This window comes from Terrisphaera buseokensis, assembly GCF_047521145.2.
Taxonomy (GTDB): domain Bacteria; phylum Verrucomicrobiota; class Verrucomicrobiia; order Opitutales; family Opitutaceae; genus ER46.
In genome coordinates this window covers 1,111,164-1,137,948 of the sequence record NZ_CM134186.1, presented here as the reverse complement: position 1 = coordinate 1,137,948, position 26,785 = coordinate 1,111,164, and the positions used below count along the sequence as shown (strand labels likewise).

General features: G+C 66.8%; 18 protein-coding genes. 7 read left to right on the top strand and 11 right to left on the bottom strand.

The annotated features are described in order from the left end of the window. Nucleotides 1-33 precede the first annotated feature (33 nt). Nucleotides 34-2,004 carry an LTA synthase family protein gene (locus ACLJEU_RS04080; protein WP_457795340.1) on the bottom strand — a complete coding sequence of 657 codons (1,971 nt, stop codon included), beginning with the start codon at nt 2,002-2,004 and terminating at the stop codon, nt 34-36. Between the two features lie 336 nt (nt 2,005-2,340). On the opposite strand from ACLJEU_RS04080, the gene ACLJEU_RS04075 reads away from it, so the two are divergent. Beyond that, nucleotides 2,341-3,705, top strand: a complete 1,365-nt coding sequence (locus ACLJEU_RS04075) for a Gfo/Idh/MocA family protein (protein WP_414660846.1) — start codon at nt 2,341-2,343, stop codon at nt 3,703-3,705. Nucleotides 3,706-4,022: 317 nt separating this feature from the next. Here ACLJEU_RS04075 and ACLJEU_RS04070 read toward each other — a convergent pair whose 3' ends face one another. Next, on the bottom strand, nt 4,023-5,000 hold the full coding sequence (locus ACLJEU_RS04070; protein ID WP_414660847.1) for an MBL fold metallo-hydrolase: 978 nt from the start codon (nt 4,998-5,000) through the stop codon (nt 4,023-4,025). Between the two features lie 72 nt (nt 5,001-5,072). Between ACLJEU_RS04070 and ACLJEU_RS04065 the strand changes: the two genes are divergently transcribed. The 3 genes from ACLJEU_RS04065 to ACLJEU_RS04055 all read left to right on the top strand — a co-directional run bounded on the left by ACLJEU_RS04065 (nt 5,073) and on the right by ACLJEU_RS04055 (nt 9,912). Further along, nucleotides 5,073-6,623, top strand: coding sequence for a serine hydrolase domain-containing protein (locus ACLJEU_RS04065; protein WP_414660848.1), 1,551 nt, complete (start codon nt 5,073-5,075; stop codon nt 6,621-6,623). Nucleotides 6,624-6,677: 54 nt separating this feature from the next. Next, nucleotides 6,678-8,165 carry a rhomboid family intramembrane serine protease gene (locus ACLJEU_RS04060; protein WP_414660849.1) on the top strand — a complete coding sequence of 496 codons (1,488 nt, stop codon included), beginning with the start codon at nt 6,678-6,680 and terminating at the stop codon, nt 8,163-8,165. An 82-nt stretch (nt 8,166-8,247) separates the two neighbouring features. After that, nucleotides 8,248-9,912: a sulfatase family protein gene (locus ACLJEU_RS04055; RefSeq protein ID WP_414660850.1), complete on the top strand. Its 1,665-nt coding sequence runs from the start codon at nt 8,248-8,250 to the stop codon at nt 9,910-9,912. Between the two features lie 296 nt (nt 9,913-10,208). Here ACLJEU_RS04055 and ACLJEU_RS04050 read toward each other — a convergent pair whose 3' ends face one another. Both ACLJEU_RS04050 and ACLJEU_RS04045 read right to left on the bottom strand, forming a co-directional pair. Continuing rightward, a complete protein-coding gene (locus tag ACLJEU_RS04050; protein ID WP_414660851.1) occupies nt 10,209-11,729 on the bottom strand; it encodes a Gfo/Idh/MocA family protein in 1,521 nt (506 codons plus the stop codon). 162 nt (nt 11,730-11,891) lie between these two features. Beyond that, a complete protein-coding gene (locus ACLJEU_RS04045) occupies nt 11,892-13,217 on the bottom strand; it encodes a glucuronyl esterase domain-containing protein (protein WP_414660852.1) in 1,326 nt (441 codons plus the stop codon). A gap of 163 nt (nt 13,218-13,380) precedes the next feature. On the opposite strand from ACLJEU_RS04045, the gene ACLJEU_RS04040 reads away from it, so the two are divergent. From ACLJEU_RS04040 to ACLJEU_RS04030, 3 genes are all read left to right on the top strand, one after another. After that, nucleotides 13,381-15,060 (top strand): serine hydrolase, encoded by a 1,680-nt coding sequence (locus tag ACLJEU_RS04040; RefSeq protein WP_414660853.1) that lies wholly within the window; start codon nt 13,381-13,383, stop codon nt 15,058-15,060. 68 nt (nt 15,061-15,128) lie between these two features. Then, nucleotides 15,129-15,605: a TspO/MBR family protein gene (locus ACLJEU_RS04035; protein WP_414660854.1), complete on the top strand. Its 477-nt coding sequence runs from the start codon at nt 15,129-15,131 to the stop codon at nt 15,603-15,605. A 173-nt stretch (nt 15,606-15,778) separates the two neighbouring features. Next, nucleotides 15,779-17,311 carry an O-antigen ligase family protein gene (locus ACLJEU_RS04030; RefSeq protein WP_414660855.1) on the top strand — a complete coding sequence of 511 codons (1,533 nt, stop codon included), beginning with the start codon at nt 15,779-15,781 and terminating at the stop codon, nt 17,309-17,311. 7 nt (nt 17,312-17,318) lie between these two features. Here ACLJEU_RS04030 and ACLJEU_RS04025 read toward each other — a convergent pair whose 3' ends face one another. The 7 genes from ACLJEU_RS04025 to ACLJEU_RS03995 form a co-directional block, all read right to left on the bottom strand. After that, complete coding sequence (locus ACLJEU_RS04025) at nt 17,319-18,389, bottom strand: MraY family glycosyltransferase (protein ID WP_414660856.1); 1,071 nt, start codon at nt 18,387-18,389, stop codon at nt 17,319-17,321. A gap of 23 nt (nt 18,390-18,412) precedes the next feature. After that, nucleotides 18,413-19,294: an SDR family oxidoreductase gene (locus tag ACLJEU_RS04020; RefSeq protein ID WP_414660857.1), complete on the bottom strand. Its 882-nt coding sequence runs from the start codon at nt 19,292-19,294 to the stop codon at nt 18,413-18,415. After that, complete coding sequence (locus tag ACLJEU_RS04015) at nt 19,291-20,538, bottom strand: glycosyltransferase family 4 protein (protein ID WP_414660858.1); 1,248 nt, start codon at nt 20,536-20,538, stop codon at nt 19,291-19,293. Before ACLJEU_RS04015 ends, ACLJEU_RS04020 begins: the two co-directional genes overlap by 4 nt. Beyond that, complete coding sequence (locus ACLJEU_RS04010; RefSeq protein WP_414660859.1) at nt 20,535-22,517, bottom strand: heparinase II/III family protein; 1,983 nt, start codon at nt 22,515-22,517, stop codon at nt 20,535-20,537. Before ACLJEU_RS04010 ends, ACLJEU_RS04015 begins: the two co-directional genes overlap by 4 nt. Before the next feature lie 47 nt (nt 22,518-22,564). Next, on the bottom strand, nt 22,565-23,698 hold the full coding sequence (gene wecB, locus ACLJEU_RS04005) for a non-hydrolyzing UDP-N-acetylglucosamine 2-epimerase (RefSeq protein ID WP_414660860.1): 1,134 nt from the start codon (nt 23,696-23,698) through the stop codon (nt 22,565-22,567). Beyond that, nucleotides 23,695-24,504, bottom strand: coding sequence for a class I SAM-dependent methyltransferase (locus tag ACLJEU_RS04000; RefSeq protein WP_414660861.1), 810 nt, complete (start codon nt 24,502-24,504; stop codon nt 23,695-23,697). The genes wecB and ACLJEU_RS04000 overlap by 4 nt, the downstream gene beginning before the upstream one ends. A gap of 121 nt (nt 24,505-24,625) precedes the next feature. Then, nucleotides 24,626-26,746 (bottom strand): bi-domain-containing oxidoreductase, encoded by a 2,121-nt coding sequence (locus tag ACLJEU_RS03995; RefSeq protein ID WP_414660862.1) that lies wholly within the window; start codon nt 26,744-26,746, stop codon nt 24,626-24,628. Nucleotides 26,747-26,785: the final 39 nt, after the last annotated feature.

Below are 26,785 nucleotides of genomic sequence, written 5' to 3'. Positions count from 1 at the left end.
CAGCGGGACGTCAGACGGAGCAGCATGGATTGCTCAATCAGACGTCACGGGCCCGGATCCCCCGGGCTTGCGATTGTGGCGAAGCAGATAGCGCGACGTTTCATACAGGCCGCGCGCAAGCTCGTGGTGCGGTATGGCCGCGGGCTCAGCGGCTCCGGCCGTCGGCGGCGGCAATGCGAAGTCAGCCCACGCCAGCTCCTCCCGGCCACCGGCGATCGACTGCGTGCCGAGATGCGACTGATGCACGACTCCCATGGTCTTGCTGTGGTGGTCGATGACGAACGCGGCGTTCGAACGCCCGCCGTCAATCGCCTGCTGCCGCAGCAGATCGCGGCCGAGCGCGTTGTTGCGGTACGCAATGCCGGCGAGACCGGCGATGGTGGGCAGGACGTCGACCATCGAAGCGACGGCGTGAAGGCGTTGGGCAGGCAGCCGGCCCGGCGCGTAGAAGAGCAGTGGCACGTGGTAGCGTGTAAGGTTGCCGGAGGTCCACGCCGCAGGAAACATCTGACCGGCGTCGCCGCCGATGCCGTGGTCGCCGATGAAGACGAAGAGCGTGCGGTCGAAGTAAGCCTCCTTGCGCGCGGCTTCGAAGAATTTCCGAAAGGCAAAGTCGGTGTAGCGAAATGCATTCAACTCCTCGATCGATTCGAACCCGCCCCGTTTCAGATCGGCCGCGGCTACCTGGCTCAGCGTGAACTCCTTCCGGTCCTCCGCCGGAATCGTGTACGGCCGGTGGTTGTCGGCCGTCTGGATGACCGCGAAGAATGGTTTCGTCTGCGCGCGCAGCACGGCGTTCGCCTCGAGGAAAAGACTCTTGTCGCTGATGCCCCACACGTCGATGCGCGGCGACGTGTAGCTGCCTTCCTCATACAGGCGCAGCCCCTGGATGTTGTTCGTGAGCAGGCCGCGGATGTTGGCCCAGCTGGAACTGCCACCGAGGAAGTAGAGTTTTTCGTGGGCGACGAATTGATTGATGAGCGTGTGCTGGTCGACGAGCCCGGGATTGCGGCTCGCGGTTTCCTGCGGTTCGACATCCGGAAGGCCGGTGATCGTGGCCCACACGCCACGCGCCGTGCCAACGTGCGGCGTGAAGCAGTTGTCGAAAAAAACACCCTGCCGCGCGATCTCCGCAAAAAAAGGCGTCGTATCCAGCGGATTGCCCCACATCGAGCTCTTGTACGCGCTGAACGACTCGCAGATCACGAGCACGACATTGAGCGGCGGTCCGCCCGCGGGCGCGAGGAGCGTCGGCTGCGCCGGAACCTCGCGCGCGAAGGCCAGCTGCGTCGCGTCTTTCACCGGCACGCCGAGGTACTCGCTCATCCGCGGATAATGCGCGCGCACGCGCTCGAGATCGTAGCCGGAGCCCTGAAAGCCCAGCGAACTGAAGAACGACTGGAAGGGATTCAGCGCGAGGTTCGCGCTCGCGTCGTTGCGGAGGTTGAAGGCGTCGCTCCAACGCAGCGGATACTGGCCAATCCGGCCAAACATGCCGACCACGCAGCCGCAGACGGCCGTCGTGTACCAGGCGGTGCGCTTCCATCCGCGCGGCCCGCTCACCGTCGAGGCGGCGAGACGGCGGTGATATCGGCCCGCCAGCCAGCTCAGGCCCGCGACGGTCGCTGCGACGATCAGCGCGATCCGCACGAGCGGATACGATTGCCACGCCATCGCCACGGCAATGCGCGCGTCACCGAGGAAGCCGAGCACCGATGCGTTGAGCCGCTGGCTGAGATAGCGATAATGCAGGAAATCCCCGACGTAAAACACCACGAGCACGAAGCTCGCCACCGCCACGAGCGTCAGCCACAGGCGCCGGCCGGACTTCGCGCGGAAGGGATCGAACCAGGGGATCGCGCCCCACACGATGGCGGCCAGCGCCGTCCCACCCACGACCCGCAAATCAAAACGCAATCCGAGCGAAAGGGCCGGCCACGCCTGCACCCACGTCAGGCGCGACTGGTGAAACGCGAAGTAGTTGCCCACCCGCAACAGCGTCATCGTCAGCAGCAGTCCTACCGCGAGAGCAACAATCCACCGGAGCAACCGGGGCGGCGGAAAAAGGGACGAGGAGGAAGAAGAGGGGGGCGACACGCTGAGGGGAACCACCGATGGTTGCGCGGTTCCCAGCGGCGGACTCGGCCGGAGGAACGGGGTCGCAAACGACGTGCAGTCTGTCCTGACCGACCGCGGGTGACAGGCCGCCGAAGCGGGGCGATTCACGAGCCGTGCCTGTGACGCGTCAACGGTGAAACGTTCCATCGGCGTGCATCCGGCCGGATCGCGGAATTCTGTCCTTTGCGTCCCGCCCAACTCCGCTTAGCTGTCTGCGCCCCCATGAATCGCCGCCACTTCCTCCATACCTCCGCCGCCGCGACGACCCTCGCGGCGTTGCCATTTAGTGTCCGCGCCGCCGACAAATCCGGCACCCGGAAATTCCGCACCGCGCTCATCGGTTGCGGCTGGTGGGGCAACAACATCCTGCGCGAAGCCATGGCGAGCGGCGCCTGCGAGGTCGTCGCCCTCTGCGACGTCGATGCGCGCCAGTTCGAACCCACGCTCAAGAACGTCAGCGCCGGCACCGGCGACACCCCGAAGCTTTTCAAGGACTACCGCGAGCTCCTCGCGCAGGCGAAACCCGACATCGCGATCATCGGCACGCCCGACCACTGGCACGCCTTGCCCATGATCGCAGCGGTGAAGGCCGGCGCGCACGTGTACGTGGAGAAACCGATCGGTCACACCGTCATGGAAGGCCGCGCCATGGTGAACGCCGCCCGCGCCACCGGCCGCGTCGTGCAGGTCGGCACTCACCGGCGCATCTCGCCGCACAACGTCAGCGGCCGCGACTTCATCCGCTCCGGCAAGATCGGCGAGATCGGCATGGTCCGCTGCTTCGTCAATTACGGCGGCGGCGCCGAGAAACCACTGCCGACCGTCGAGGTGCCGAAGGAACTCGACTGGAATCTCTGGTGCGGCCCCGCGCCGCTGCGGCCTTTCAATGGCGGCGATCCGCGCAATCCCAGCCAGGGCGCCGGCAACCGCGGCATCCATCCGCGCGGTTTCCGCAACTACCTCGAATACGCCAACGGCACGCTCGGCGACTGGGGCATTCACTGGCTCGATCAGGTGCTCTGGATCACCGGCGAGAAATACCCGAAACGAATTTATTCCACCGGCGGACGGCCGATCGCGGGCCCGGCCATTTCCACGGCGGCCGAGCAGACGACCGACGCCCCCGATCACCAGCTCGCGACGTTCAGCTTCGACACGTTCAGCGTGCAGTGGGAACACCGGCGCTTCGCCGGGAACAACACCGACAAGGGCGAGAACGTCGGCTGCTATTTCTACGGCACCAAGGGCACCTTCCACATGGGCTGGCAGAAGGGCTGGACGTTTTATCCGACGGATGGACGCCAGCCGGTTGTCACGGAGGAACCGAAACTCAATTCGCCCGATGCGCAGAACATCAAGGAACTCTGGGCCGATTTCCTCAACGCGATCCGCACGGGCGCGAAACCGGTGAGCGACATCGGCGAGGTGCATCTCTCCACCAACATGGCGCTGCTCGGCATGCTGTCGTTGAAGCACGGCAAGAGCATCGAATGGGACGGCGCGAAGGAACGGATCATCGGCGACGACGCCGCGAACACACTCCTGCGCCGCGAGTACCGCAAAGGCTGGGAGTACCCGTCGGCGTAAGCGGGAGCCGGGAGCGCGGGCTTCCCGGACCGCACGGTCGCACGCCTCGCCAGAATTCCGCAAAAAACTGCGCGAGTCACACCCACCGCCGCGAGTTTCACTCGCTGCTCATTCGCGGCCGTTCGCGTGGATTCGCGGGCAATCAGACCGTTCCGGCTGATACCAATCGCTCGTTGCTTTTGGACTTCTGGATCGAACGTGGCTACGAGCGCCAAGGAGTGGCCGAACGACCACTCGCTGGCGCTCGTAGCCACGGCTAAAGTCCAAAGGCAAAGAGCGATTGGTATGAGGCCGGCGCGACACGTGCCCTGCCGTCACTACTTCGCGATCGTGCGCGCGTCGATTCCCTTGCCCAGTTCGAACACCTGCCCGACGGCACCGACCACGCAATGGGCGCGATCGAGCCCGACGTCGCGCCGAAATCCATACACGGTTTCGATGCCCGTGCAGTGGGCGCCGATCAGATGTTCGACGCCAAACTCGCGCAGCTTGCCCGCGGTCCACGCGAGCGTGGTCTCGCTCGCGCGAAACAAATGGATGCCGCCCACGAGCGCATGCACGCGCGCCGGCCGGACAAACGTCCGCGCATGCTCGATGATGTTGATCACACCCGCGTGCGCGCAGCCGGTCACGACCACCAGGCCCTGCTCGGTGTCGACGACCAGCGCCATGTCGTCCGCGATGATGTCTTCGCGGAGCCCGGCCGCCGTCTTCACCTTGACGTTGCCGCTCCAGTTGCGCTCCGGATGCTGGCGCGGCACGGGGCCGGTCAGCCACACGCCCGGATACAGTTCGACCGGCTGGGTGTGCACGACGAACGTGCCACCCGTCTGCTCGTAGTCGGTCTTCGTGCGGATCATCTGATTGAGCTCCACCCCCGGCGGCGTGCCGCTGCGCGAGTCGAAGAAGCCGTCCGCGACGTGCGTGCGCGCGAGCGCCGTCGGCTTCCGCGCCATCACGTCCTGCCGCAATTTCATGAAGCCACCGATGTGATCCCAATGCCAGTGGCTCAGGATTACGTCGGGGACGTCGTCCACGTCGCGTTTCAACGTCTGGAGATTCTTCAGCACGACGTCGGTCTTCGCCCCGGTGTCGAAGAGGATCTTGCGGCCATCGACTTCCACGAGCGCGGCAAACCCCCATTCGCCGAGTTCGTCGCCGTCCGCCAGCATGGTCGAGAGGACCGTGACCTTCAGCGCCTTCACCCGGGCTTTTTCCGCCGCGAACACATTCACGGCCAGCGCCGCGCCCAGCAGCACCGCGCCCATCACCCATCGGCTCATCGTGGATTGCATGGCGGGAATCGCTAACGCGTTCGACATGCGGGCGCCAATGCCAATTCTCTCCGCGCTCCCGCGACTCGTCCCATGAAACTTCCGCTGCTTCTTCTCGGCCTGGCCACGCTGCTCGCGCCGGCCTCGGCCGCTCCGGCCCCGGCGCACGACTACAGCACGCCGCGATTCACTGATCCCGACCGACGCCGGAAACTGGAGGCGATCGTGCCTGAGATCGATCGCGAGTTTGCCGACTACGCGGTGAAGAAAAATTATCCCGCGCTCGTGTGGGGCATCGTGCTCGACGGTGAACTCGTGCACACGGGCGCGCGCGGCCTCGCCAACGTCGAGCAGAAAATTGCAGCCGGTCCGGACACGCGTTTCCGGATCGCCTCGATGACGAAGAGCTTCACCGCGCTCGCCGTCCTCAAGTTGCGCGATGCGGGCAAACTCTCGCTCTTCGATCCGGTGGAGAAATTCATCCCCGAGTTTCGCGCTGTCGGCGCGCTGACGACCGATGCGCCGCCGGTGACCGTTCGCCACCTCCTGACGATGACGGCCGGTTTTCCCGAGGACAACCCGTGGGGCGACCGCCAGCTCGCCGTGAGCCCGGCCGACCTCCGCGCCTTTCTGCAACGGGGCCTGGCGCTCTCCAACCCGCCGGGCATCGGTTTCGAGTACAGCAATCTCGGATACGCGCTGCTCGGTGCGATCATCTCGCAGGTCGCCGGTGTGCCGTACCAGCAGTACATCACGCGCGAGATTCTCACGCCGCTGGGCATGAAGGACACCGTCTGGGAATTCTCCACGGTGCCGGCGGCGAAGCTGGCGCTCGGATATCGGAGCGCGGGCGCCGGCTGGCAGCTCGAGCCGTTGCTGCACGACGGCAGCTATGGCGCGATGGGCGGCCTGCTCACGACCGTGCCCGATCTCGCGCACTACCTGCGGCTGCACCTGTCGGCCTGGCCCGCGCGGAACGATCCGGACAACGGTCTCGTGCGGCGCGCCACGCTGCGGGAAATGCACAAGCCAGCGGAGGTCACACGGCTTTTCGCGGAGGCGAAGAATCTCGCCGGCCAGCCGGCGCCCTCGGTTTCCGGTTACGGCTACGGGTTAAGTTGGACAATGGATGCCACCGGCACGGTGAGCGTGGCGCACAGCGGCGGCCTGCCCGGCTTCGGCAGCAATCACCGGTTCTACCCGGAGCACGGCCTCGCGATTATGTCCTTCGCCAATCTCACCTACGCCGGCACGAGCGCGATCAATGCCCGCGTCGGCGCGTTGCTGATCGAGAAGGCCGGGCTGCCGCGCCGGCAGCTGCCGCCGTCCGCCATCCTCGTCACGCGCCACCGCCAGATCGCCACGCTCGTGCAAACGTGGGAGCCCGCGCTGGCCGACGCGATCGTCGCGGAGAACTTCTTTCCCGATCGGCCGCGTGAGGCGTGGATCGCACACGCCCGCGAAGTCTTGGCGAAAGCCGGCACGATTCAGTCCATCGGCGAGGTCAGTCCGGAGAATCAGTTGCGCGGCACGTTTGTCCTCACCGGCGACAAGGGCCGCGTGGCGGTCACGTTCACGCTTACGCCGGAGCAGACCCCGCGCCTGCAGGAACTGCAGCTCAACCCGGTGGAAACGCGGCCGTAGTCCCGCGCGTTCAATTCCGCCTGCCACCCCGCTCCTTCGTTTCACGCTGCTGCCATGGAACCAACCACGCCGGGCGTCACTGGAGAATCCACCTTCACCGTCAATTTCAACGCGCGCGGCAGCGGCCACTACAACCGCGATCTGCGCGGTCGTGGCGTGCTGGTCATCCGCGACGCCGAGCCGCGCTTCGTGTTTCGCGGGAAGGAGCGCGGCCGTTTTTCGATCGGCGGCACCGTGGTGGAAATGGCGATACGCACCGATGCGATCTCGAATGTGACGCGCGAGGACACCACGGTCGGCTTCGCTTCGACGGTGGGCAAAACCGGCCGCGATCAGGCCCGGTTTGTCTTTTCCTGCGCCAATGAAGCCGAGGCCGTCTTCGTCTTCGATCAGCTCCCCGCGACGCAGGACGAAGACTTCATCGCGGGCGAGAGCTTCATCGAGCGCCTCCACCGGCAGCCGGACACGGGTGAGGGTCTGAAGTCAGTGACCAACCTAATCCTGCTCGCAAACCTGTCCGTCTTCGTGGTGATGGGCTTCCTGGGCGCCGGCTGGTTCGAGGTCGCCAGCATGACGCCCTACATGCGCTTCGGCGCGAACAACGCGGCCGCGACGACGGACGGCGAGTGGTGGCGGCTCGTGACGTGCATGTTCATGCATTTCGGCCTGCTGCATCTGCTGCTCAATGCGTGGGCGCTTTTCCAGGCCGGTCATCTCGTCGAACGCCTGTTCGGCCGCGTCCTCTACCTTATCGTCTACCTCGGCAGCGGCATCGTCGGAAGCGTCGCCACGCTGCTGTGGAACGGCGACAAGGTCTGGAGCGCCGGTGCGTCGGGCGCGGTGTTCGGCGTCTACGGCGCGCTGCTCGGCTACCTGTGGCGCGAAAAGCACGGCGTGCCGAAGGGCGTGTTTCGGCCGATCCTGAAGAGCACGCTGGTGTTTGCCGGCTACAACCTGTTCTACGGGGCAGTCCATCCGAACATCGACAACGCCGCCCACCTCGGCGGCCTGCTTGGCGGCGTGGCGCTCGGCTGGATTTGCGCGCTGCCGCTCGACGTGGAAACCCGCCGGCGGTTGCGCGGTCGGCGTGCGGCGTGGGCGCTGGCGGCGACGGGAGTCGCGTGGGCAGCGGGCGTGATCTACGCCCCGCGCTTCGCCTACCGGGTGGGCGAAGAGCTCGCGTGGAGCCGTGAGATCGGCGGTCTGATTGATCGTGAGCCGGCCATCGTCCAGGGCGAGAACGCCGCCATCAATGCGTACGCGAAAAACCGCGACGCGACCGCGCTGGCCCGCTGGCTGAACGACGAGGGCATCCGCTTCTACGACGGCTGGCTCGCCCGGCTGGCGCAATTGTCGCTCACGCCCGGACGGGAGACGGCACTGCGCCGCGACGCTCTGCAGGGCGTGATCACGCTGAAGGTGGCGGCTTACCGCCGGCTCGAGCGGGATCTCGACGCGGGCGCGCCCGAGGCGTTGCGCCATTTCCTGCAAACGCGAAAGGAAATCAGCGCCGCCACGCGTCCTGCCGAGCCGTCGAAGTAACCGCGCGATCCACGCCCCTGCTCGATTGCGAACCTTGCCTCGGCCGCGGTGCTCGCACCACACTTTCGTCCCCTACTTCCCCATGATGACACGTCCCTTTCGCCTCGTCTGGCTGCTGCTTACCGTCCTCGCCTGCACCGTCCGGCTCGTCGCCGCCGATTCCGCCGCGCCCCGCTGGAACATCCTGTTTGTGTTCGCTGACGACTGGGGCCGTTACGCCAGCACCTACGCCGCGATCGACGGCAAGCCGTCATTGAATGACGTCATCAAGACGCCGCACATCGATCGCGTCGCGCGTGAGGGCGTCACGTTTCGCCGGGCCTTCGTCAACGCGCCGTCGTGCACCCCGTGCCGCAGCTCGCTGTTGTCGGGCCGGTATTTTTTCAACACCGGTCGCGGGGCGATCCTGCGCGGCGCGGTCTGGGATCCGACGATCCCGAGTTTTCCGCTGATGCTGCGCGACGCCGGTTACCACATCGGCAAGAGCTACAAGGTGTGGAGTCCGGGCACGCCGGCCGACGCCCCGTTTGGCGGCCAGACGCACGCGTATGAACAATCCGGACGCGCGCCGAACAACTTCTCCGAGGAGGCGACCACCCGGGTGAAAGGTGGCAAGAGCATCGAGGCCGCCCGCGCGGAAATCTCGGCCCAGGTGCGCGGTAACTTCGACGCGTTTCTCGCGGATCGTAAGCCGGGGCAGCCGTGGCATTACTTCTTCGGCACGACGACCACGCATCGCACGTGGATCAAGGGTTCGGGCAAGGCGCTGTGGGGCATCGAGCCCGATTCGCTCAAGGGCAGGATGCCGGCGTTCCTGCCGGACGTGCCGGAAGTGCGCGAGGACGTTGCCGACTATCTCGGCGAGTGCCAGGCGGTCGACGCTTACGTCGGCATCCTGCGCGAACGCCTCGAAGCCGCGGGCGAACTGGATCGCACGCTCATTGTGATCAGCGGCGATCACGGCATGCCCGGCGTGCCGTCGGGCAAGTGCAATCTCTACGATCACGGCACGGCCGTCGCGCTCGTCGCACGCGTGCCTGCGGGCAAGGGCGGACGCGTCGTCGACGACTTCGTGTGCCTGCCGGATCTCGCGCCGACCTTCATGGAAATCGGCGGCGCCACGCCGCCCGCGGGACTGTATGGTCGCTCAATCGTTTCCCTGTTGAAATCCGATCGCAGCGGCCAGATCGAAGCGGACCGCACCTGGGTGATCACCGGCCGCGAGCGCCACGTCGAAGATGCGCGCGAGGGCTATCTCCCGTATCCTATGCGTGCCCTGCGCACGAAGGACTTTGTCTACATTCGCAATTTCGCCGCCGACCGCACGCCGATGGGCGATGCCAAGACGGCGATCAACGCCGACGTCATCGCGAGTGGCGCGTTGGAGACCAACACGCGGATCGGCTTCGCCGATATGGACGCGAGTCCGACGAAGGCGTGGCTGATCGCGCATCGGGATGATCCGAAGTGGAAATCCTACTACGATCACGCGTTCGGCCGGCGGCCGGGCGAGGAACTGTACGATCTGAAGAAGGATCCGGATCAGATGAAGAACGTCGCCGGCGATCCGGCTTACGCCGCCGCCAAGACGGAACTGTCCACACAGTTGATGGCGCGACTGACCGCGGCCAAGGATCCGCGCGTCACGGGCGACGGCCAGACCTTCGAGCGCCCGCCGTTCACCGGTCCGGTCACCGAAGACGAAGGCGGTCGCGGGCAGAAGAAAAAGGCGAAGAAGGCGGAATAATACCAATCGCGCTTTGCCTTGGGACCTTAGCCGTGGCTACGAGCGCCAGCGAGTGGCCGAACGGCCACTCGCTGGCGCTCGTAGCCACGATCGATCCAGACGTCCAAAAGCAAGGAGCGATTGGTATGAGACGGGAGCGCAGGCGTCCCCGCCTGCATTTCATCGATCGAATTCAAGCAGGCGGGACGCCTGCGCTCCCGGTCTTACTCCGCTCACAGTAACGTCACCAGCGGGCGCAAAAAAGCCCCGCGCTTGCGCGCGGGGCTTTGAGATTAACCAGGGATCGCAGGCCTCGCTTACGAAGCCGCGATCGCGCCGTTCTTGAACGTCGGGATCTTGAAGGCGCCACGACCTTCGCGCTTCAGCAGCGCGCTCTTGTTGGCGGCGTCCACGATCGTCTTTTCCGAGCCCACGAAGCTCTCGGACTTGCCGTCGATCTTCAGCAACGGTCCGACGACGGTCTTGATGCCGTCCGGATCGACGTTGTTCGCCTTCAAGTGATCGAGCATGCGGGCATGCGAATCCTTGGTGTCGGCGTTCGACTTGATGGCGTCGGCCAGCTGGGTGTTGGTCTTTTCCGCACCGACGAGGTACGAGACGTTGGCCAGATGGCAGAGGGCGGACGAATAGTGGCACTCCTCGATCAGACCGTTGACCACCTTGCGGTTCTTGACGGCCTTGACGAAGTTGGCGCGGTGCTGACCAAGCGTGTTCTTGGCGAACTGCTCGATCTTCTTCTTGTCGTTGTCGTACACCAGCGCGCCACCATTGGCGCCGAGGGTGACGTAGCCGCCTTCGCACTGGACCACGACACCGACGTCGGTGCCGCGATACTTGTCCATCGCGCGCATGCCAGCCTTCATCGGCAGACCGCGGACTTCGAAGATCAACGGGGCCTTCTCGTAGCCGAGCACCGAGATGAGCGTGTTCGGGGTCTCGGCGTCGTCCTGGTAGCCAAAGCGGCCACCGAAGCTCATCACCGTCGGGGGCAGGCCGGGCTCACCGAGGAGCCAGCGCGCCACATCCATCTGATGGATACCCTGGTTGGTGATGTCGCCGCCGCCGTAGTTCCAGAACCAGTGCCAGTCATAATGCACGGTGCCCTTCGGCCCGTTGCGGCGCGGGGGCGTCAAATCCGCCGGACCCGTCCAAAGATCGTAATTGATGCTCGCCGGCACCGGCTGCGCGCCGGTCGTGCGGCCGATGGAATCACGCTGCTTGTAGCACAGCGCGCGCGCCCACTTGATCTTGCCGATCTTGCCGGAGCGAATGTACGAAATCGCCTCCATGGCATCCTCGGAGGAGCGATTCTGCGTGCCGGCCTGCACGATGTTCTTCGAATACTTCTTGGCGGCTTCGACCGCCTGGCGGCCTTCCCACACGTTGTGCGAAAGCGGCTTCTCACAGTAAACATCCTTGCCCGCCTGGAGGCCCCAGATCGTCTGGAGCGAGTGCTGGTGATTCGGCGAGGCGAGCACCACGGCATCAATATCCTTGTCCTCAAGGAGCTTTCGATAATCGCCGTAGGTCTTCGGCTTGACGCCGACCTTCTCGCAATCGGCGGCCCGCTTCGCGAGCACGTCGCTGTCGACGTCGCAAATCGCCACCAGGCGCGCGCCGGGCAGCTTGTTGCAGTAATCCATCATGTGGCCACGGCCCTGGGCGTTGATGCCGACCACCGCAACCCGGATGTCGCCATTGGCGCTACCCGCCGCGGGGGCGACCTGACCATAAAGCCGGGTTTGTCCGGCGACGAGAGCGGCGCTGCCGCCAAGGAGCGAAGCTCTGATGAACTCTTTGCGTGTCCAGTTTTTCATAGGGGCGTGTTACAGATGAGCAGTTACGAAGACGGGTGAGAAACGAAGCAGCCTGCGAGGGGAAACCATCGGGGACGAAGACCCTCAGACTATCCCGAGAACCGACCCAACGTCAACCTCGCGAATAGTCTGACGCTGCCACGGTGGGAACGGTTCGAAAAATCAGGGTACGGTCGGGCGGAGCGTGCGACCGGCAAAGGCGAGAAACGCCTCCCAGTCGCCTGCAGTCATCGTGTGACCGCCCGTGTGATAGTGAAACCCGAGGTCGCCGGCGACCAGCGGCATGTCCAGCGGCGGCAGTTTTTCCGCCCCGAGATCCTTCGCGCCGAGCAACCGGTACACCGGTCCCGCCGCGACCTGTGCGAGAAACTCGCCGTGTGGATCGGCCCACTGATCCTGCGTGCCACCCGTGATGAACACCGGCCGCGGCGCCGACAACGCGATCAGCAGGTGCGCATCCACCGGCAGGTCGTTCCACCGCCCGGCATATTTCTGAAACGCGCCCGTGAACTGCCACGGGAAATTGGCCGCCATGTCGTCCACGCTCTCGCCGTAGTCGCGCCGCGCCAGCGATGCGCCCATCTCGCCGCTGCAGCTCGAAAACACGACGGCGAAACGCGGATCCGAAGCCGAGGCCCAGAGCACGGTCTTGCCGAGCCGGGAGTGGCCGATGAGGCCGACGCGCTTCGCGTCCAGCGAGCGATCGGTTGCAAAATAATCCATGACCAGGCTCGCGCCCCACGCCCAGGCCGCGACGGTCCCCCACTCACCCGACGCGGGTTTTTCCTGCCCGGCCGCCAGTGCCAGCCGACGCACCCCCGTGAGCGCCGTGTCGGCCCGATCACCTTCGAACTCCGTGTATCGCACCGTCGCATACGCATAGCCGCGCGCGATGATCTCGGCCACCGGCCCGGTCTCCGTCGGTCGCGTCCCGCCGGTCTTGGCGGCAGTGTTCGCTGCCGCCGATGGCGCGGGCGGCGGCACCGCGGACGGCAGGCCGCCGAAAAACACCAGTTGGAACAACACCGGCACCGGACCGCGCGCCTTCGCCGGCACGTAGATGACGACGTTGGCTTTCCGGCCGTCCGCCTGATCGCCGAAACGCACCACGACATGTTTCCGCGTCGCCGCGCCCTCGAGCACGCTCGTGCCGCTCTCGATGACGTCAAAGCTCGCCTTGGGCGCCGTCGCCGGCACCCGGCCGTAGATTTCATCCTGATACAGCTTCAAAACCTCCGGCCGTCGCAGCGTCGTCCACATCGCCGCATCCGCCACCCGCCGGCCATCCTGCAGCCGCAGCGGATCGGGTAACGTGTACGCGCCAACCTTGGCTTCGTCGTAATTCGAAACGTGGCCGGTGGCCGCATAGCGAATGGGATTGCCGTTCGCGTCCTGCTTCGGGCGGGCGGCCGGCGTTTCAGCGCCGCACGCCGCGGCGACCAGCAGGAGAACACACGAAGATCGAAAACAAGCGGAGCGAAGGGTCACGGGCGGAATGGGGTTCGACCGATGCCGAACCGATCCGGACCGCAGCACAATGTTCGAACGTGTCGGTGCGTCAGAAATGCCGTCCGCCACCCGTCGGTCCGCACCCGGGTGCGTTTCGAATTGCCGCTCCGGCCTCCGCCCCTTCCGCTCGGCACCACGCCCCATGAGAACGTCGATCCGCGCCGCGGTCCTGCTGGTCATGCTTGTTGTCGGTGCCGTCTCGCGCCCGTTCGCCCAGTCCGCCGCACCGGCTCCGCTTCGCCCCGCCGTCGAACGCGCCGCCGCCACGCTGCCCGCCGGCGGCTTCGTCCTCGGCGAAGTGGACAACGGCCGGAGCACGTTTGCCGCCGCAGGCCGCCCCGCGCCGCGCGACGGCCTGCCGCCCGAAAAAATCATCTTCGAGATCGGCTCCCTCACCAAGGTCTTCACCGGCCTGCTGCTCGCGCAGACCGTGCTCGAGGGCAAGGCGGCGCTCAGCGATCCCATTTCCAAGCATCTGCCCAAGGAGATCGCGCTTTCGGCGGACGCCGCGGGCGTCACCCTTGAACAGCTGGCCACGCACACCTCGGGCCTGCCGTCGCTGCCGACCAACTTCACGCCGGCCAATCCCGCCGATCCGTACGCCGACTACACGCCCGCGCAGCTGTATTCATATCTCGGTGACTATCGCGCGCAGGCGCCCGCCCCGCAGCCGGCCAGTTACTCGAATCTCGGCTTCGGTCTCCTCGGCCACGTGCTCGAGCGCATCCACGGCCAGAGCTACGCGGCGCTCGTGGCGGCGCGCATCACCGGCCCGCTTGCATTGGCCGACACCGTCATCGCGCTGAACGACGAGCAGCGCACGCGTTTCGCCACGCCGCACTCCGGATCGTCGGCCGTGCTGCCGTGGAAACTCGACACCCTGGCCGGCGCTGGCGCGCTGCGTTCCACGGCCGCCGATCTCACCCGCTTCGCGCAGACGCTGCTCAGCGGCGAACATGCCGCGCTCACGGCCGCGTGGGACCTTGCGCGCCAGCCGCGCGCACCGTTCGGCAGCCGCACGGCGCAAATCGGACTCGCGATCCTGATCGCGAAACGCGGCGACGACGACGTGTACAATCACAGTGGCGGCACGGGTGGCTTTCGCACGTACTTCGAACTGACGCCCGCGCGCGGCCGCGCGACGGTCCTGTTGCTCAACAACGACTCGCTCGATCCCGCGGCTGTCGTGATGTCGGTCCGCCAACCCGCGCCGGCGGTGTCCACCGACCTGAAGACGCGCGCCGAAACGCCCCTGGCCGCCGATCGCCTCGCCGCCTATCCCGGCGTGTATGCGATCGACGCGCAGGGACGCTTCACGGTCGTGCTCGACGAGTCCGGGCGTCCCCGGGCGCGGCTCACGGGCCAGGGTTTCCTGCCGATCTTTCACGCCGGCGCCGATCGTTTCTTTGCGCGCGCCGTGGCCGCGGAGTTTCAATTTCACCGCGACGCGGCCGGCACGATCACCGCGCTGACGCTGCACCAGAACGGCAAGGAAGTGCCGGCGAAACGCACCGCCACGCCGCCGCCCGTGCTGCGTTTTCCCGCGGCGGCCAAGCTCCGCGACTTCACCGGTCGCTTTCAACTCACGCCGCAGGTCCTCATCGAGGTCAGCAACCGCGGCGACACCCTGCTGGTCAAGCTCACCGGCCAGCCCGCGCTGCCGGTGTTCTGCGACGCTCCGGATCATTTTGTATACGACGTGGTGGCCGCGGCGCTGACCTTTGAGCGCGAGGCCAACGGCGCGGTCGGCGCGGTCACGCTGCATCAGAATGGCCGCGACGTCCGCGCCCCCCGCGTGCCCAACGCCGGTCCGACCCGCTGACTTCCACCCGACCGTCACGTGCCACTGGCTTTTCCGGGCACGTCCGCACAGACTACAGCGTACAACGCATGACTTCCCGCCGCTACCCCGCCCTCGTCGTCTTCCTGCTCGTGACGTTCGCCGCGGCCGCGATCGGATCCACCGCCACGTTTCCGAATGTCAGCACCTGGTACCCCACACTGAACAAGCCGTCGTGGACGCCGCCCGGCTGGTTGTTCGGCCCGGTCTGGAGCTGCCTGTACCTCGCGATGGCCGTCGCGGCGTGGCGGGTCTGGCGAAAATCGATGATCGGCAACGCCGCGGTGACGGCGTGGTTGTACGGCCTGCAACTCGTGCTCAACGCGCTCTGGTCTGTGCTGTTCTTCGGCCTGAAGCAGCCCGGCTTTGCGCTCGTGGATATTGTCGCCCTCTGGCTGCTGTTGCTCGGCCTGCTCGTGCGCTTCTGGCGCGCCGACCGGATCGCCGGCGCACTGTGGACGCCGTACTTCCTGTGGGTGACGTTTGCGTCGGGCTTGAACACCGCGATCTGGTGGCTGAATCGCTGAGGTGGGCTCACCCGGGACCGCGACCGCCCCCGGTCGCCTCCGGCAGATTGCAATGGACCGAAAGCGACCGAGGGCGGTCGCGGTCCCAAGCTATCTCAAGCCCGCGGTCCCATCTGACTCCGTCGCGGCAAAACCCGCTTGTGAGCCGCGGGCAATTCCGCAGGGTGCCCGACGTGTCCTTGCGTCCCGATGCCCAACCTGCGCGGCCGTCGCCGCCGTTGGCTGAACGGCCGGCGCCGCCCGCGCCCTTTCGCTCGTGGAAAAAGCAGTCGTCGCTCCACCCGGCGGAACGCACCGCGCTCCTCCTGATCGGCGCGCATCTCGTGTTTCTGCCGTGGGCGCTCGGCGGCATGCGGCTCTGGGCCCAACTGATCAGCCTGAGCCTGAGCGTTGCGAGCCTCGCGGTCGCACTCGTTCCGCGCACCTACACTGAGGAGCACACTGACTCGAGCCGCTTTCGCCTCGTGATGTGGCCCAGATTGGTCGCGTTTCCCGTCGCGTGGCTCGGCCTGGCCTTCCTCGGCTACGTCGCGATTCAAGGCCTCAATCCCGCGTGGGTCTATGAATCCGACGGCCAGGAGTGGTGGACGCGCGCGGTCGCCCACACGACCTGGCTGCCGACGGGCGTGGCGGCTCCGCTCGCCATCGGTGGGCCGTGGCGGACGCTGTTGTTCTACATGTCGGCGTGGCTCACGGTGTGCGCCGTCTGGGTGGCGTTCACGCGGCGGCGCACGGTGCGGCTGCTGCTCCTCACGATCGCCACCAACGGGCTCCTGCTGGCCGCGTTCGGTGTCGTGCAGCGCCTCCTCAGCAACGGAAAACTCTTCTGGGTGATCGAGTCCCCCAACCCGGCGTTCTTCGCCAGCTTCATCTACAAGAACCACGGCGGCGCGTACCTGAACCTCACGCTGGCCGTGACCTGCGGACTGGCCGGTTGGTATCATCTCCGCGGCCTGCGCCGGCTGCAAAAATCCAACCCCGGCGTCGTGCTCGCGTTCTTCGCGCTGTGCATCGCCGTGAGCGTGCTGACGAGCCAGGCGCGCGGCGCCACGCTCGTGATGCTGGTGTTTCTGGCCGCGTGCATCGGCGCCTTCGTCGTGCACCCGTTCACCAGCCAGGGCGCGCCGCGGAAACCGGTGATCGCGTTGGGACTGATGCTGATCTTCGGCTGCTTCCTGAAGGTCGGCTTCGACGCCCTCGACTCACGCGCCGCGTGGGACCGTTTGAAGTTCGGTCTCAGCCGACAGGATACATCGCTCGCCACGCGCGACCTCGCGACGCGCGCCTCAGCGGACATGCTGCGCGACCACGCCGTCAAAGGCATCGGTGCCGGCAGCTTTCGCTTTTTGTTTCCCGCCTATCAGGCGACTTATCCCGCGTTGGTGGCGCGCAACCAGACGCGGATGTATTGGGAACATGCCCACAACGATCTGCTGCAGTTTCCGATCGAGCTCGGTCTCGCCGGCGTGGCGCTGCTCGGTGCGATCGGCGGCTACTGGGGAGTGCGGCTGACGCGCCGCGCGTTCTGGTCGAACCCCGTGAGCACCGGCATCCTGTTCGGTGCCCTGTTGCTGCTGGCCTACGCGTGGTGGGACTTTCCGTTCCAATGCCCCGCGATTCTGATCACCTGGTGCGCCCTCTGGCCCGCCGCTGCACTCTGGTCGCAGTGTGAGGAACAACCCGGCAGGGCGCGAACGCCGTCCTGACCGCGCGTCAGCCGCGCGCCGACCGCGCCACTCCCGCCAGCAGCGTCTCCCGTCGCACGGTCCACCGCCAGAGCGCAACAAACGCCACCACGACGAAACCCAATGCCGCGACGCCCGCATTCGCCGCGCCTCCCGCGACGAACCACGCGAGCGCGGCGCCCACGGCGGCGAGCCCGCCATAGACCAGTGTCACCCGCGCGTGACTGACCCCGGTGATCACGAGCCGTTGATAGAGATGCGAACGGTGCGCCTGGAGGATGTTTTCCCCATGCTTCATCCGGCGCAGAATCGTGAAAGTTCCGTCCGCCCAAAACGGCCACACCACCAGCGCGCCGGCCGCGAGCGCCGCGTCGAAGCGCAGCACGGACCCACGCTCGACCACGGCCAGCAGCGGGAGCGCTGCAAAACTGAAGCCGAGCACGGTGCTGCCGGCGTCGCCCATGAAAATTTTTGCCGGCGGCCAGTTGAGCGTGAGAAATCCGATCGCGCCCGCCGCGAGCATTGCGCCGAGACATGCACTCCACGGCGATCCGGCCGCGCTCCCGATCGCGCACCACGCCGCTCCCGCAACTACGCCCTGCACGCCGGCGAGGCCGTCGATGCCGTCCATGAAATTATAAAGATTCAGCAGCCCGACCACGCCGATCGCCAGCAGCCAGAATCCCGGCGACGGCGGCGACAGCCCGTGCCACCCACTGCCCGCGCCCGCCGGCCACGACGCGTAGATTGCGCCCAGCACTCCCGCCGCCACCGCCGCATGCGCGGCCAGACGCACGCCCGCGGTCAGCGCGGTGAAGTCGTCGATCAGGCTCAGCGCAAACAGCAGCGCGGCCCCGGCGAAAAACACTGCCGCGACGAGCGGCGGGAGCGTCCCGCCCGGGCCGGCCACGGCCGCGGCCAACAACACCACCGGCACGAAGGCGGCGCCACCCAGCCGGGGCACCGGCTGCGCGTGCGAACTGCGGCTGTTGGGCACATCGAGCAGGCCGCGCCGCAGCGCCACCGAGCGCGCGAGGCGGACGGCGATGGCCGCGGACACCGCCACCACCGCCGCACTCATGATCAACCCGGAGGACATGGTGAAGGCGCGTTGCACGGAGATCAGGCCGTCGCCAGCGGCAGGCCGAGCGACGAGATTTCCTGCGCCACACCGGAGGCAAACGAACGCGGCGCATAACCGAAATCACGTGCCGCCGGCGCCCATGAAAACGCCTTGGGCTCGTTGAGTCGCAGGATCTGCTCCGCCTTCAGCGGCAGGCGCAGCCCCATGCGCTCCGTGGCTTGCAGCGCGGCGACGAACGGTCGGGGCGGCAGATGCAGCAGGTAATGGCGTCGGCCCATGAGTCGACCGACGGTGTGCACCAGCTCGTTGTAGGTCAACGGCTGCTCCCCCGAAAGGGCGTAGTCGCGCCGCACCGCCGCCGGGCTGCCCGCCGCCGTCACGATGGCCGACGCGAGATCGTCGACAAACACCGGCTGCAGCAGCGACGTGCCCGGGCCGAACACCGGCAGCACCGGAAAACGCTTCAGGTAACGAATCAGCCGGCAGATGTTTCGATCCCGCGCCGAGCCGTAGATCATGGTCGGGCGCAACAGCGTCCACTCCAGCGCGCTCGCCTGAATCGCCGCCTCCGCCGCGAGCCGGACCGCCTTGCTCGGCGCATTGAGGTGCGTGAAGATCGCCGTCGTGCTGACGAACACCGCACGCTGAATGCCCGCGCGTTCCGCCGCCGCGACAATCCCCGGCGCGTGGCCGAAGCCGAGCGATGCGACGTTGATCAACGTATCGCATCCGGCCAGCGCGCGCGCGAAGCGCTCCGCGTCACCGAGATCACCCACGACGACGTCGACGCCCCCGGCGCGCAGCCGCATGGCGTTTTCCTCGGATCGCACGAGGCACCGCACCGGCAGCTGTCGCGCGCGCAACTCCGCGAGCACGCGTTCACCCGTGAAGCCGGTTGCGCCGGTGAGCAGAATTTTCATGCGCCGCCGAGTCCCACGCTCGCTCGCGCCTCACCGATCACCTGCAGGTAGCGATCCGCCAGTTGCCGGCGCGAGTAGTGCGCCAGCACGAACGGACGGCCGCGCGCGCCCATCGCCTGCAGGCGCGACGGATTGGACGCCAGTTCCAGAATGGCGTGGGCGATGGCCGCGTCATCGTCCGGTGCCACGACGCGGGCCGCGCCGGATTGCTCGAGAATCCGAGCCGCCTCGCCGCGCACGCTTGCGAGCACCGGCCGGCCCGTTGCCATAATTTCGAACATCTTCGACGGAATGAAGGCGTCGAAGAGCGGCAGATCGCGGAGCGGCACGAGGCACACGTCCGCGAGGCTGTAGAACGCGCGAACGTTCGCCTTGTCCACGGGACCAAGGAAGCGGACGTTGGCCAGGCCGAGTGTTTGCGCCTCGGCCACGAGGCGCGGTTTGTCCGCACCTTCACCGACGAACACAAACTGCACGCGCGGGTGCCCGGCCAGCCGGGCCGCGGCCTTCAAGTGCGCCGCGAGTCCCTGCGAAATCCCGTGGGCCCCGATGTAGAGCACGACGAACGCGTCGCGCAGCCCGAGTTCCTCGCGCCATCGCGCCGCGCCCGCCGGATCCGGCTGCCAGTAGTCGGTGTCCGCGCCATTGGTGATCGTCGCCACCTTTTCCGCGGGCACCCCGCGGGCGATCAGGTTTTCCCGGAACGATTCCGTCACGGTCACAATCCGCGCCGCACTGCGATACAGGCCCAGCTCCCAGCGCTCGAGCAGCCGGATGATCAGGCGGTTTCGAATCACCCCGAGATCGACGAAGATCGCCGGCCAGAGATCGCGCACCTCCATCACGAACGGCACGCGGTGATGCCGCGCGCAGGCCCGCGCCGCCATCGCGGCAAAGAAAGTCGGCGAGGTGCCGATGGCGCAGTCCGGCCTGGGCATGCGCCGCGTGCTCGTGACGCCCGCGGACGCCCACAGCGACAGGTGGCCGAGGCTCTTCTTGAGGAAGCCCGTGTTCGGCGTCACGTAGGTCCAGCTGCGATGCACGTCGACGCCGTCGATCCGCTCGTGCCGGTACGACGTGAGTTCATAACCTGGATACACGACGCCGGTGGGATGATTCGGAAAGCAGGTGGCGACGTGGACTTCATGTCCGCGATCGATCCACGCCGCGCTCAAGTCCCCGATCCGCGCCGAAGGCGCCCCGATTTCCGGTCGGAAATAGTGCGAATACACCGCCAGTCTCATCGCTGCAGCTCCACCGTGTGATCGGAAATCAGATACCGGCGCATTGCACTCCCCGACTTCAACTCGATCTGCACGCTGCCGGCGTCGACGCGCATCGATGCCTCGATCTCCCGCTGGGTGGAAAACGCATACGCCAGCACGTGCCGCACATCCGGCGGCTGCGCCCAGCTCACGACGAGGTTGTCCCGCTTGCGCCCGAACTCCTCGGCGTACCAGCTCTTGAGCCCCGAGTCCTCCTCGCCCCGCCTCAACGCGGAACGCCCCGCGCCAATCTGATGCAGCCACAGCGGTTCGCCCGCGACGTCGATCCGCCAGCGGCCGGGTCCGTCCGCCTGCAACGCGAGATCCGGATGCAGATGGATGCGGTTCACGATCGCGTGCGGTTCACCGCTCGTCACGCGGTCGACGATCAGGAGGTATTCATCCTGCCGCCACACGATCGCGCGCTCGTGCACCGGCTGGCCCGCGAGCCAGCGATAGCCATCGTGCGCGGCGAAAAGGATCACCTGATCGGGTTCGCTGAGCCATTGCTTCACGGTCGGCCGCGCCCGCCTTCCCACGCGGAAACTCGACCAGACCTCGGAGGAGTTTTCTCCCGCGATCTCCACCGTGTTGTGGGCCCGCGTGGACCGAAAAAAGTCCCGCCACGCGCCCGCGGCATATTCGAAAACGCCCGCATCCACGACCACCGGCCGGCCGCGGACATGATACGTGTAGCTCAGCGTGTCGGCATGCGCATGTGCGGGCAGATAGTCCGGACACGGTTGGCCGACATCGACCGTCACGCGCTCCCCCGTCTCCGATCGCATGAGGTAGTAGCCACTCGCCGCCAGCGCCGTCCCGCCCGCGGGCAGGACATAGGGCGCCCACGACGCCACGCGGCTCCAGGCCTCCGGGCCGAACCACAGGCACGTTTCCACTCCCGGCGGCGCGGCGGGCTTGAGTGAACGGTCGTCGAGCCAGAGCGCCACCCGGTTGAGGAGTTCCGCGGGATCCGGCGTCGCATCGTAAGCCGTATCCTTGAACAGCGGCACGCGGCCATCGGGGCCGATCAGATCGCGCAGAAAGCAGGCCTGGCGGCGCACGGTGTCGCGCGCCCAATCGGGACAGCCCCCGGCGTTGCGTTCGAGCAGCAACGCGATCTCCAGATAGTTCTCCAGCACGACGGCGTGATAGCCAGGCGTCCGCTCGAAGTGGCCGCCGTCCGCGAGAATCTGTTCGGTGGTCTCCTCGCGCAGGTGGGTCAACGCCGTTTCAAACCAGCCCCGCGCCTCCGCGCCTTCAAACGCCACTCCGGCCCACAGCAGCGCCCGAAGATTCTCCAGCAGGTGATTGCCGCGCACGTCGAACTCGAGCTGGCGAAACAGCAGCCGCGCCTGCGCGTAAAGACTGCCGTGCAGTTCGTCCCGGAACGCCGGTTCCGCGTCGAGCGCCTCACGCCACGTCCCCGCGACCTGCAGCCAGTTAACGATGCGCAACGAGAGCGTGTACGGATGCCAGCCGTCGCCGACCAACGCCCGGTTGCCCGCGATCCACGACCGCGCAAGATCGCGAAAAATCGCGTGGCCCTGCGCCGCCGGCCCCTCGGCCGCCACCATCAGCAGCGCGCGCACCGGATTGAAATAATGCAGGTGGTAACGCCACAGCTGGCTCACGCCCTTCGCGTGCCAGTCGATCCCGGCGCCGAAACTCACCTCCTGGCCGAGGAAAACGAAGCGCCGCTCCGCCAGGCGCGCCACCGTTGACCGCGCCTCGTCGCGCTCCCGGCCAAACGCCGACGGACCGGGAAACGCCCCGAGTCCAATCCACGTCGGTTGAAACGGTTTGAGCCGAACCCCTTTCACCCGCGGACATGTCGCGCCCGTCATCCGCCACCAGCGTCGACGCAACACATGGACCGCACGGCAAATCACCTGCCGCGGTTGCAGATACTGCACCGTCCGCAGCCAGCGGCCGAGGCGTGAGGTCAGCCTGCTCATGCGGCGGCAGTCATGGCGTGACAGAGTTCAGAGAACCGAGGCACGGATCATGGCGCGGATTCAACCGACCCGGACGACACGCCGAGCCGTTCCAACAGGTGCGTCACGATGCGTTCGCCCGCAAAGCCGTCCCACCGGGGTGGAATCGCACCCCGCTTCCAGCCGCCCGCGTACAACTTCTCCAGATACGGGTGCAGCGCCACCGGATCGGAGCCAATCAATTCGTTGGTCCCCAGCGCGACGGTCTCCGGGCGTTCCGTCGTGTCGCGCAGCGTCAGACAGGGCACGCCCAGCACCGTCGTTTCCTCGGTGACGCCGCCGGAGTCGGTGATGACCGCCTGCGCGCGCTCGACGAGAAAGTTGAACTCAAGATAACTCAGGGGCTCCGTGAGATGCAGATTCGGCGCGGTCACGCCGATGCGCTGGAGCGTTTTCGCCGTGCGCGGATGCACCGGAAACACCACGGGACGGCCGCAGGCGCCGCGCATGACCTCCGCCATCAGGCCGCGGAGCCGGTCCTCATCGTCCACGTTCGCCGGCCGGTGCAAGGTCAGCACCAGGAAACCCTGCGGCCGGAGTCCGGCATGCGTCCACACGGGCGGCGCCTGAAAGCGGGGGCGGTGCTTGAGCAGCGTATCGATCATCGTGTTACCGACGAAGAAAATCCGCTCCCCACCCACGCCATTGCTTCGGAGCTGGGCGTTCGCCCCTTCCGTGGTGGTGAAGAAATAATTCGTAATCGCGTCCGTCACGAGCCGGTTGATCTCCTCCGGCATCGACCAGTCGCCAGAGCGCAATCCACCCTCAACGTGCGCCACCGGCACCCCGAGTTTCTGCGCCGTGATCGCACACGCCATCGTTGAGGTCACATCGCCCACCACAACGCACAGTGCACTCTTTTCCCGGAGCAACACCTGTTCGTATCGCGTCATGATCGCCGCGGTCTGCTCCGCCGCCGTGCCCGAGCCGACTTCAAGATTCACGTCGGGATCAGGCAGGCCGAGTTGCTCGAAGAAACTGCCCGACATCGTCCGGTCATAGTGCTGGCCGGTGTGCACCAGCCGGAAGCGCACCGCGGCGCCACGCGCCCGCGCCGCCTGCAACGCGTCGATGATCGGCGCGATCTTCATGAAGTTTGGCCGCGCGCCCGCGATGAGATCGATCAGCGGAGCGGACGTCATTTGGTGGCGGTGATCATCATGGTGAGGCCGTGGGTGGGCAGCACCCGTCGAATCAGCCAGCGCGGCCAGATGGCGCGCGCGACGGCCAGCAGTTTGCCCTGATGCCGCTGGCCGGCCTGCGACGTCAGCAGATCGCCGTGGCCCTGATGCGTCTTGATCGTGACGGCGCGAAACTGCCCAAACAGCGCGCGCGCCTCCGTCACTGAATACGCCTTGGTGCCCGGACTCTCCAGGTGGCGGGCATAGATCGTCCTGAGCCGGGTGAACGGCCGGCCGCGCAGCAAGGCGTACCGCAGCCACAACATGTATCCGACCATGCTGTACGTGTGATAAATCATGACCCGCGCCGTCCCGCCGGGGCGCAACACGCGGAACACCTCCGCGATGCACCGCGGCGTGTCGGGCGAGTGATGCAGCACGCCCCACGAGTACACGACGTCGAAACTGGCAGCGGCGAACGGCAGGTGCTCCGCGTCGGCCACCGCCAGCTGCGACGTCAGGCCGAATTTTTCCAGTCGCCGCCGCGTATGCGCCACCGCCCGCTCCGTCAAATCCACCCCCCACAGCTCCGCACCATTCGCCGCAAACCGCGCATGATCGGCGCCGAGTCCGACGCCGATTTCGAGCACCGCCCGGCCGCGCACCGTGTCGAAGCGCGCGAACTCCACGATCTCGGGCTCCAGGCCGTAGCGCAGCTTCGAGTGCGCCTCATACGATTCGCGCGAGATGTCCGCCAGGTACAAATCCTCGCCGCAGGACGCACGATTCCAGAAGGCGTGGACGGATTGTTTCGCCGAATCACTCACGCCGATTGAACCCCCACAGCGATGCACTGAGGCCGTTGCCCACGGCGACACACGAAATTCCCGAACCCGATTTTCGTGGGTGTCGGGTGGGCCGCGGGCCATCCGCCGGGATCGACTGCGTTCATGGCGTTGTCTCCACCGCGATCACGCGCCGCTCGGCGATCGCCTGCAGGACCGCGAAGGTCGCCCGCGTCGAGTTCACAATCTCCGGCCAAGGAATCAGCGCCGGTCCGCCCGCCCGCATGCGGTCCGCAAACTGCGCGAACTGCCGCGCGTGGCCCTTGTCCTGCCGGCCCTTGAGTTTCCCGAAGGAAGTGAAGCCGTGTCCCGTCAGCTCGCGGAAATTGTCCAGCAGCAAGGTGCGCCCGCGCGAATGCACTTCGATGCGTTCCTTGCTCACCGCCCGGTGGCCGTTCGCCAGATACTGGATGGCCGCAGTCGAACCGTTGCCGTGGCGCAGCACGATCGACGCCGATTCACCGCTGTCCGCGAGCGCCACCGCGCTCACCGCCACGACCGGACTCGCCGCGAGGAAGATCGCCAGATCGATCAGATGACACGCCTCGCCGAGGATGCGGCCGCCGCCGATCTCCGGATCGCTCACCCAGTGGGCGGCGGGCACCGCGCCGGCATTCATGGTCGCGATGAAGGTGATCGCCCCGGGCTCGGCGCCGAGCAGCGATTTCATCTTCTCCATCTGCGGAGCAAACCGCCGGTTGTAACCGACGCTCAGCGTGGGACCGCCGGCGGGCTGCGCCGCCATCACCGCCTCGATCTCCGCCAGCTCCGGTAAATGGATACACAGCGGCTTCTCGACCAGCACATGCTTTCCCGCCCGCAAGGCCGCGATCGCCATCGCCGCGTGCTGGTGATGCCGCGTGGTGATGATGACGCCGTTCACGTCTTGAGACTTCAGGACGCTCGCAAGATCGGTGGTGCTCACGGGCACGCCATACTTGCGCGCGAGGGTGGTGCCGCTCACGCCCGACGCGCTGACGATCGCCCGCACCGGCGCCTTCGCCGCCGCGAGCGCCGGCAGCACGGTCATCCGGGCAAAATTACCCGCGCCAATCACGGCGAGTCCACCCGCGCCCGCCGCAAACTCCGGCTGCGGCAGCAGCACCGTCGGAGCCAGCGACGGGCTCCCCTCGTAAACCAGCAACGACGCGAGGCCGGTGTCCATCGTGTCGTACACCGCTTGGAACTCCGCGAGCGGCACGCGTTGCGTGATCAAGGGCGCGACGTTCAACGCCCCCGACGCCAGCGCCTCCAGCACGGCCTGGAAATTCCGGTTTTCCGTCCAGCGCACGAAGCCCGGCGGATAATCGTGGCCCTTCTCCTCGTAGTCCGCGTCGTAACGCCCCGGGCCATACGAGCACGAAACCTGGAACGACAGTTCCTTCGCGTAGAAGTCGGCCCGGTTGAGATTCAGCCCGACCACGCCGACGAGCACGATGCGGCCGCGCTGGCGCGACATGCGCGCGCTGCGGGCGATCACGTCGTGCGAGGCCGTCGAAGCCGTGATGATCACCGCGTCCGCGCCGATGCCGTGGGTCGCGGCCTCCACTTGCCGAATCGCGTCCTGCTCCCCCTCGGCCTTCACCGCTGTCACGCCCGCAGCGCGGGCCAGGGCGATCTTCGCTTCGTCGAGATCGAACGCGATCACGCGGCACCCCGCGGCCCGCAGCAATTGCGCGGTGAGTTGGCCGATGAGACCCAGCCCGATCACGACCACGGTCTCGCCGAATTCCGGTTTCGCGAGGCGGATGCCCTGCAGCGCAATCGCACCAGCCACGGTGAAGGCCGCCGCGTCATCCGCCACGCCCTCGGGAATCTTCGCGACCAGGTTCGCCGGAATCGACACCACTTCGGCGTGATGACCGTTCGATGCCACGCGATCGCCGGCCGTGAAACCCGCGACACCCGCGCCCACGCCCAGCACGACACCCGCATTGCAGTAGCCGAGGGGCAGCGGTTCATCGAGCCGGCGGAAAACCGCGTCGATCGTCGGCATCAAGCCGTCGGTGCGGATCTTGTCCATCACCTGACGCACCTTTTCCGGCTGCGAACGGGCTTTTTGGAAGAGCGATGCCTTGCCGAACTGCACGAGCATCTTCTCGGTGCCCTGCGAGACGAGCGTCCGGCGCGTCGCGATGAGCACATGACCCGGCTCGACCACGGGCGCTGGCACGTCGGCGAGCGTGATTTCGCCGGACCGGAGGTTGCTGAGAATTTGGCGCACGGTGAAGCGGACTAGTCGGTTGCTGGTGGCGGGAACGCG

Excerpts from the sequence above, each read along its gene's own strand:
- ACLJEU_RS04080 (WP_457795340.1), bottom strand. The coding sequence starts at position 2,004 with ATGACGCTGTTGCGGGTGGGCAACTACTTCGCGTTTCACCAGTCGCGC.
- ACLJEU_RS04075 (WP_414660846.1), top strand. The coding sequence starts at position 2,341 with ATGAATCGCCGCCACTTCCTCCATACCTCCGCCGCCGCGACGACCCTC.
- ACLJEU_RS04070 (WP_414660847.1), bottom strand. The coding sequence starts at position 5,000 with ATGCAATCCACGATGAGCCGATGGGTGATGGGCGCGGTGCTGCTGGGC.
- ACLJEU_RS04065 (WP_414660848.1), top strand. The coding sequence starts at position 5,073 with ATGAAACTTCCGCTGCTTCTTCTCGGCCTGGCCACGCTGCTCGCGCCG.
- ACLJEU_RS04060 (WP_414660849.1), top strand. The coding sequence starts at position 6,678 with ATGGAACCAACCACGCCGGGCGTCACTGGAGAATCCACCTTCACCGTC.
- ACLJEU_RS04055 (WP_414660850.1), top strand. The coding sequence starts at position 8,248 with ATGATGACACGTCCCTTTCGCCTCGTCTGGCTGCTGCTTACCGTCCTC.
- ACLJEU_RS04050 (WP_414660851.1), bottom strand. The coding sequence starts at position 11,729 with ATGAAAAACTGGACACGCAAAGAGTTCATCAGAGCTTCGCTCCTTGGC.
- ACLJEU_RS04040 (WP_414660853.1), top strand. The coding sequence starts at position 13,381 with ATGAGAACGTCGATCCGCGCCGCGGTCCTGCTGGTCATGCTTGTTGTC.
- ACLJEU_RS04035 (WP_414660854.1), top strand. The coding sequence starts at position 15,129 with ATGACTTCCCGCCGCTACCCCGCCCTCGTCGTCTTCCTGCTCGTGACG.
- ACLJEU_RS04025 (WP_414660856.1), bottom strand. The coding sequence starts at position 18,389 with ATGTCCTCCGGGTTGATCATGAGTGCGGCGGTGGTGGCGGTGTCCGCG.
- ACLJEU_RS04020 (WP_414660857.1), bottom strand. The coding sequence starts at position 19,294 with ATGAAAATTCTGCTCACCGGCGCAACCGGCTTCACGGGTGAACGCGTG.
- ACLJEU_RS04015 (WP_414660858.1), bottom strand. The coding sequence starts at position 20,538 with ATGAGACTGGCGGTGTATTCGCACTATTTCCGACCGGAAATCGGGGCG.
- ACLJEU_RS04010 (WP_414660859.1), bottom strand. The coding sequence starts at position 22,517 with ATGAGCAGGCTGACCTCACGCCTCGGCCGCTGGCTGCGGACGGTGCAG.
- wecB (WP_414660860.1), bottom strand. The coding sequence starts at position 23,698 with ATGACGTCCGCTCCGCTGATCGATCTCATCGCGGGCGCGCGGCCAAAC.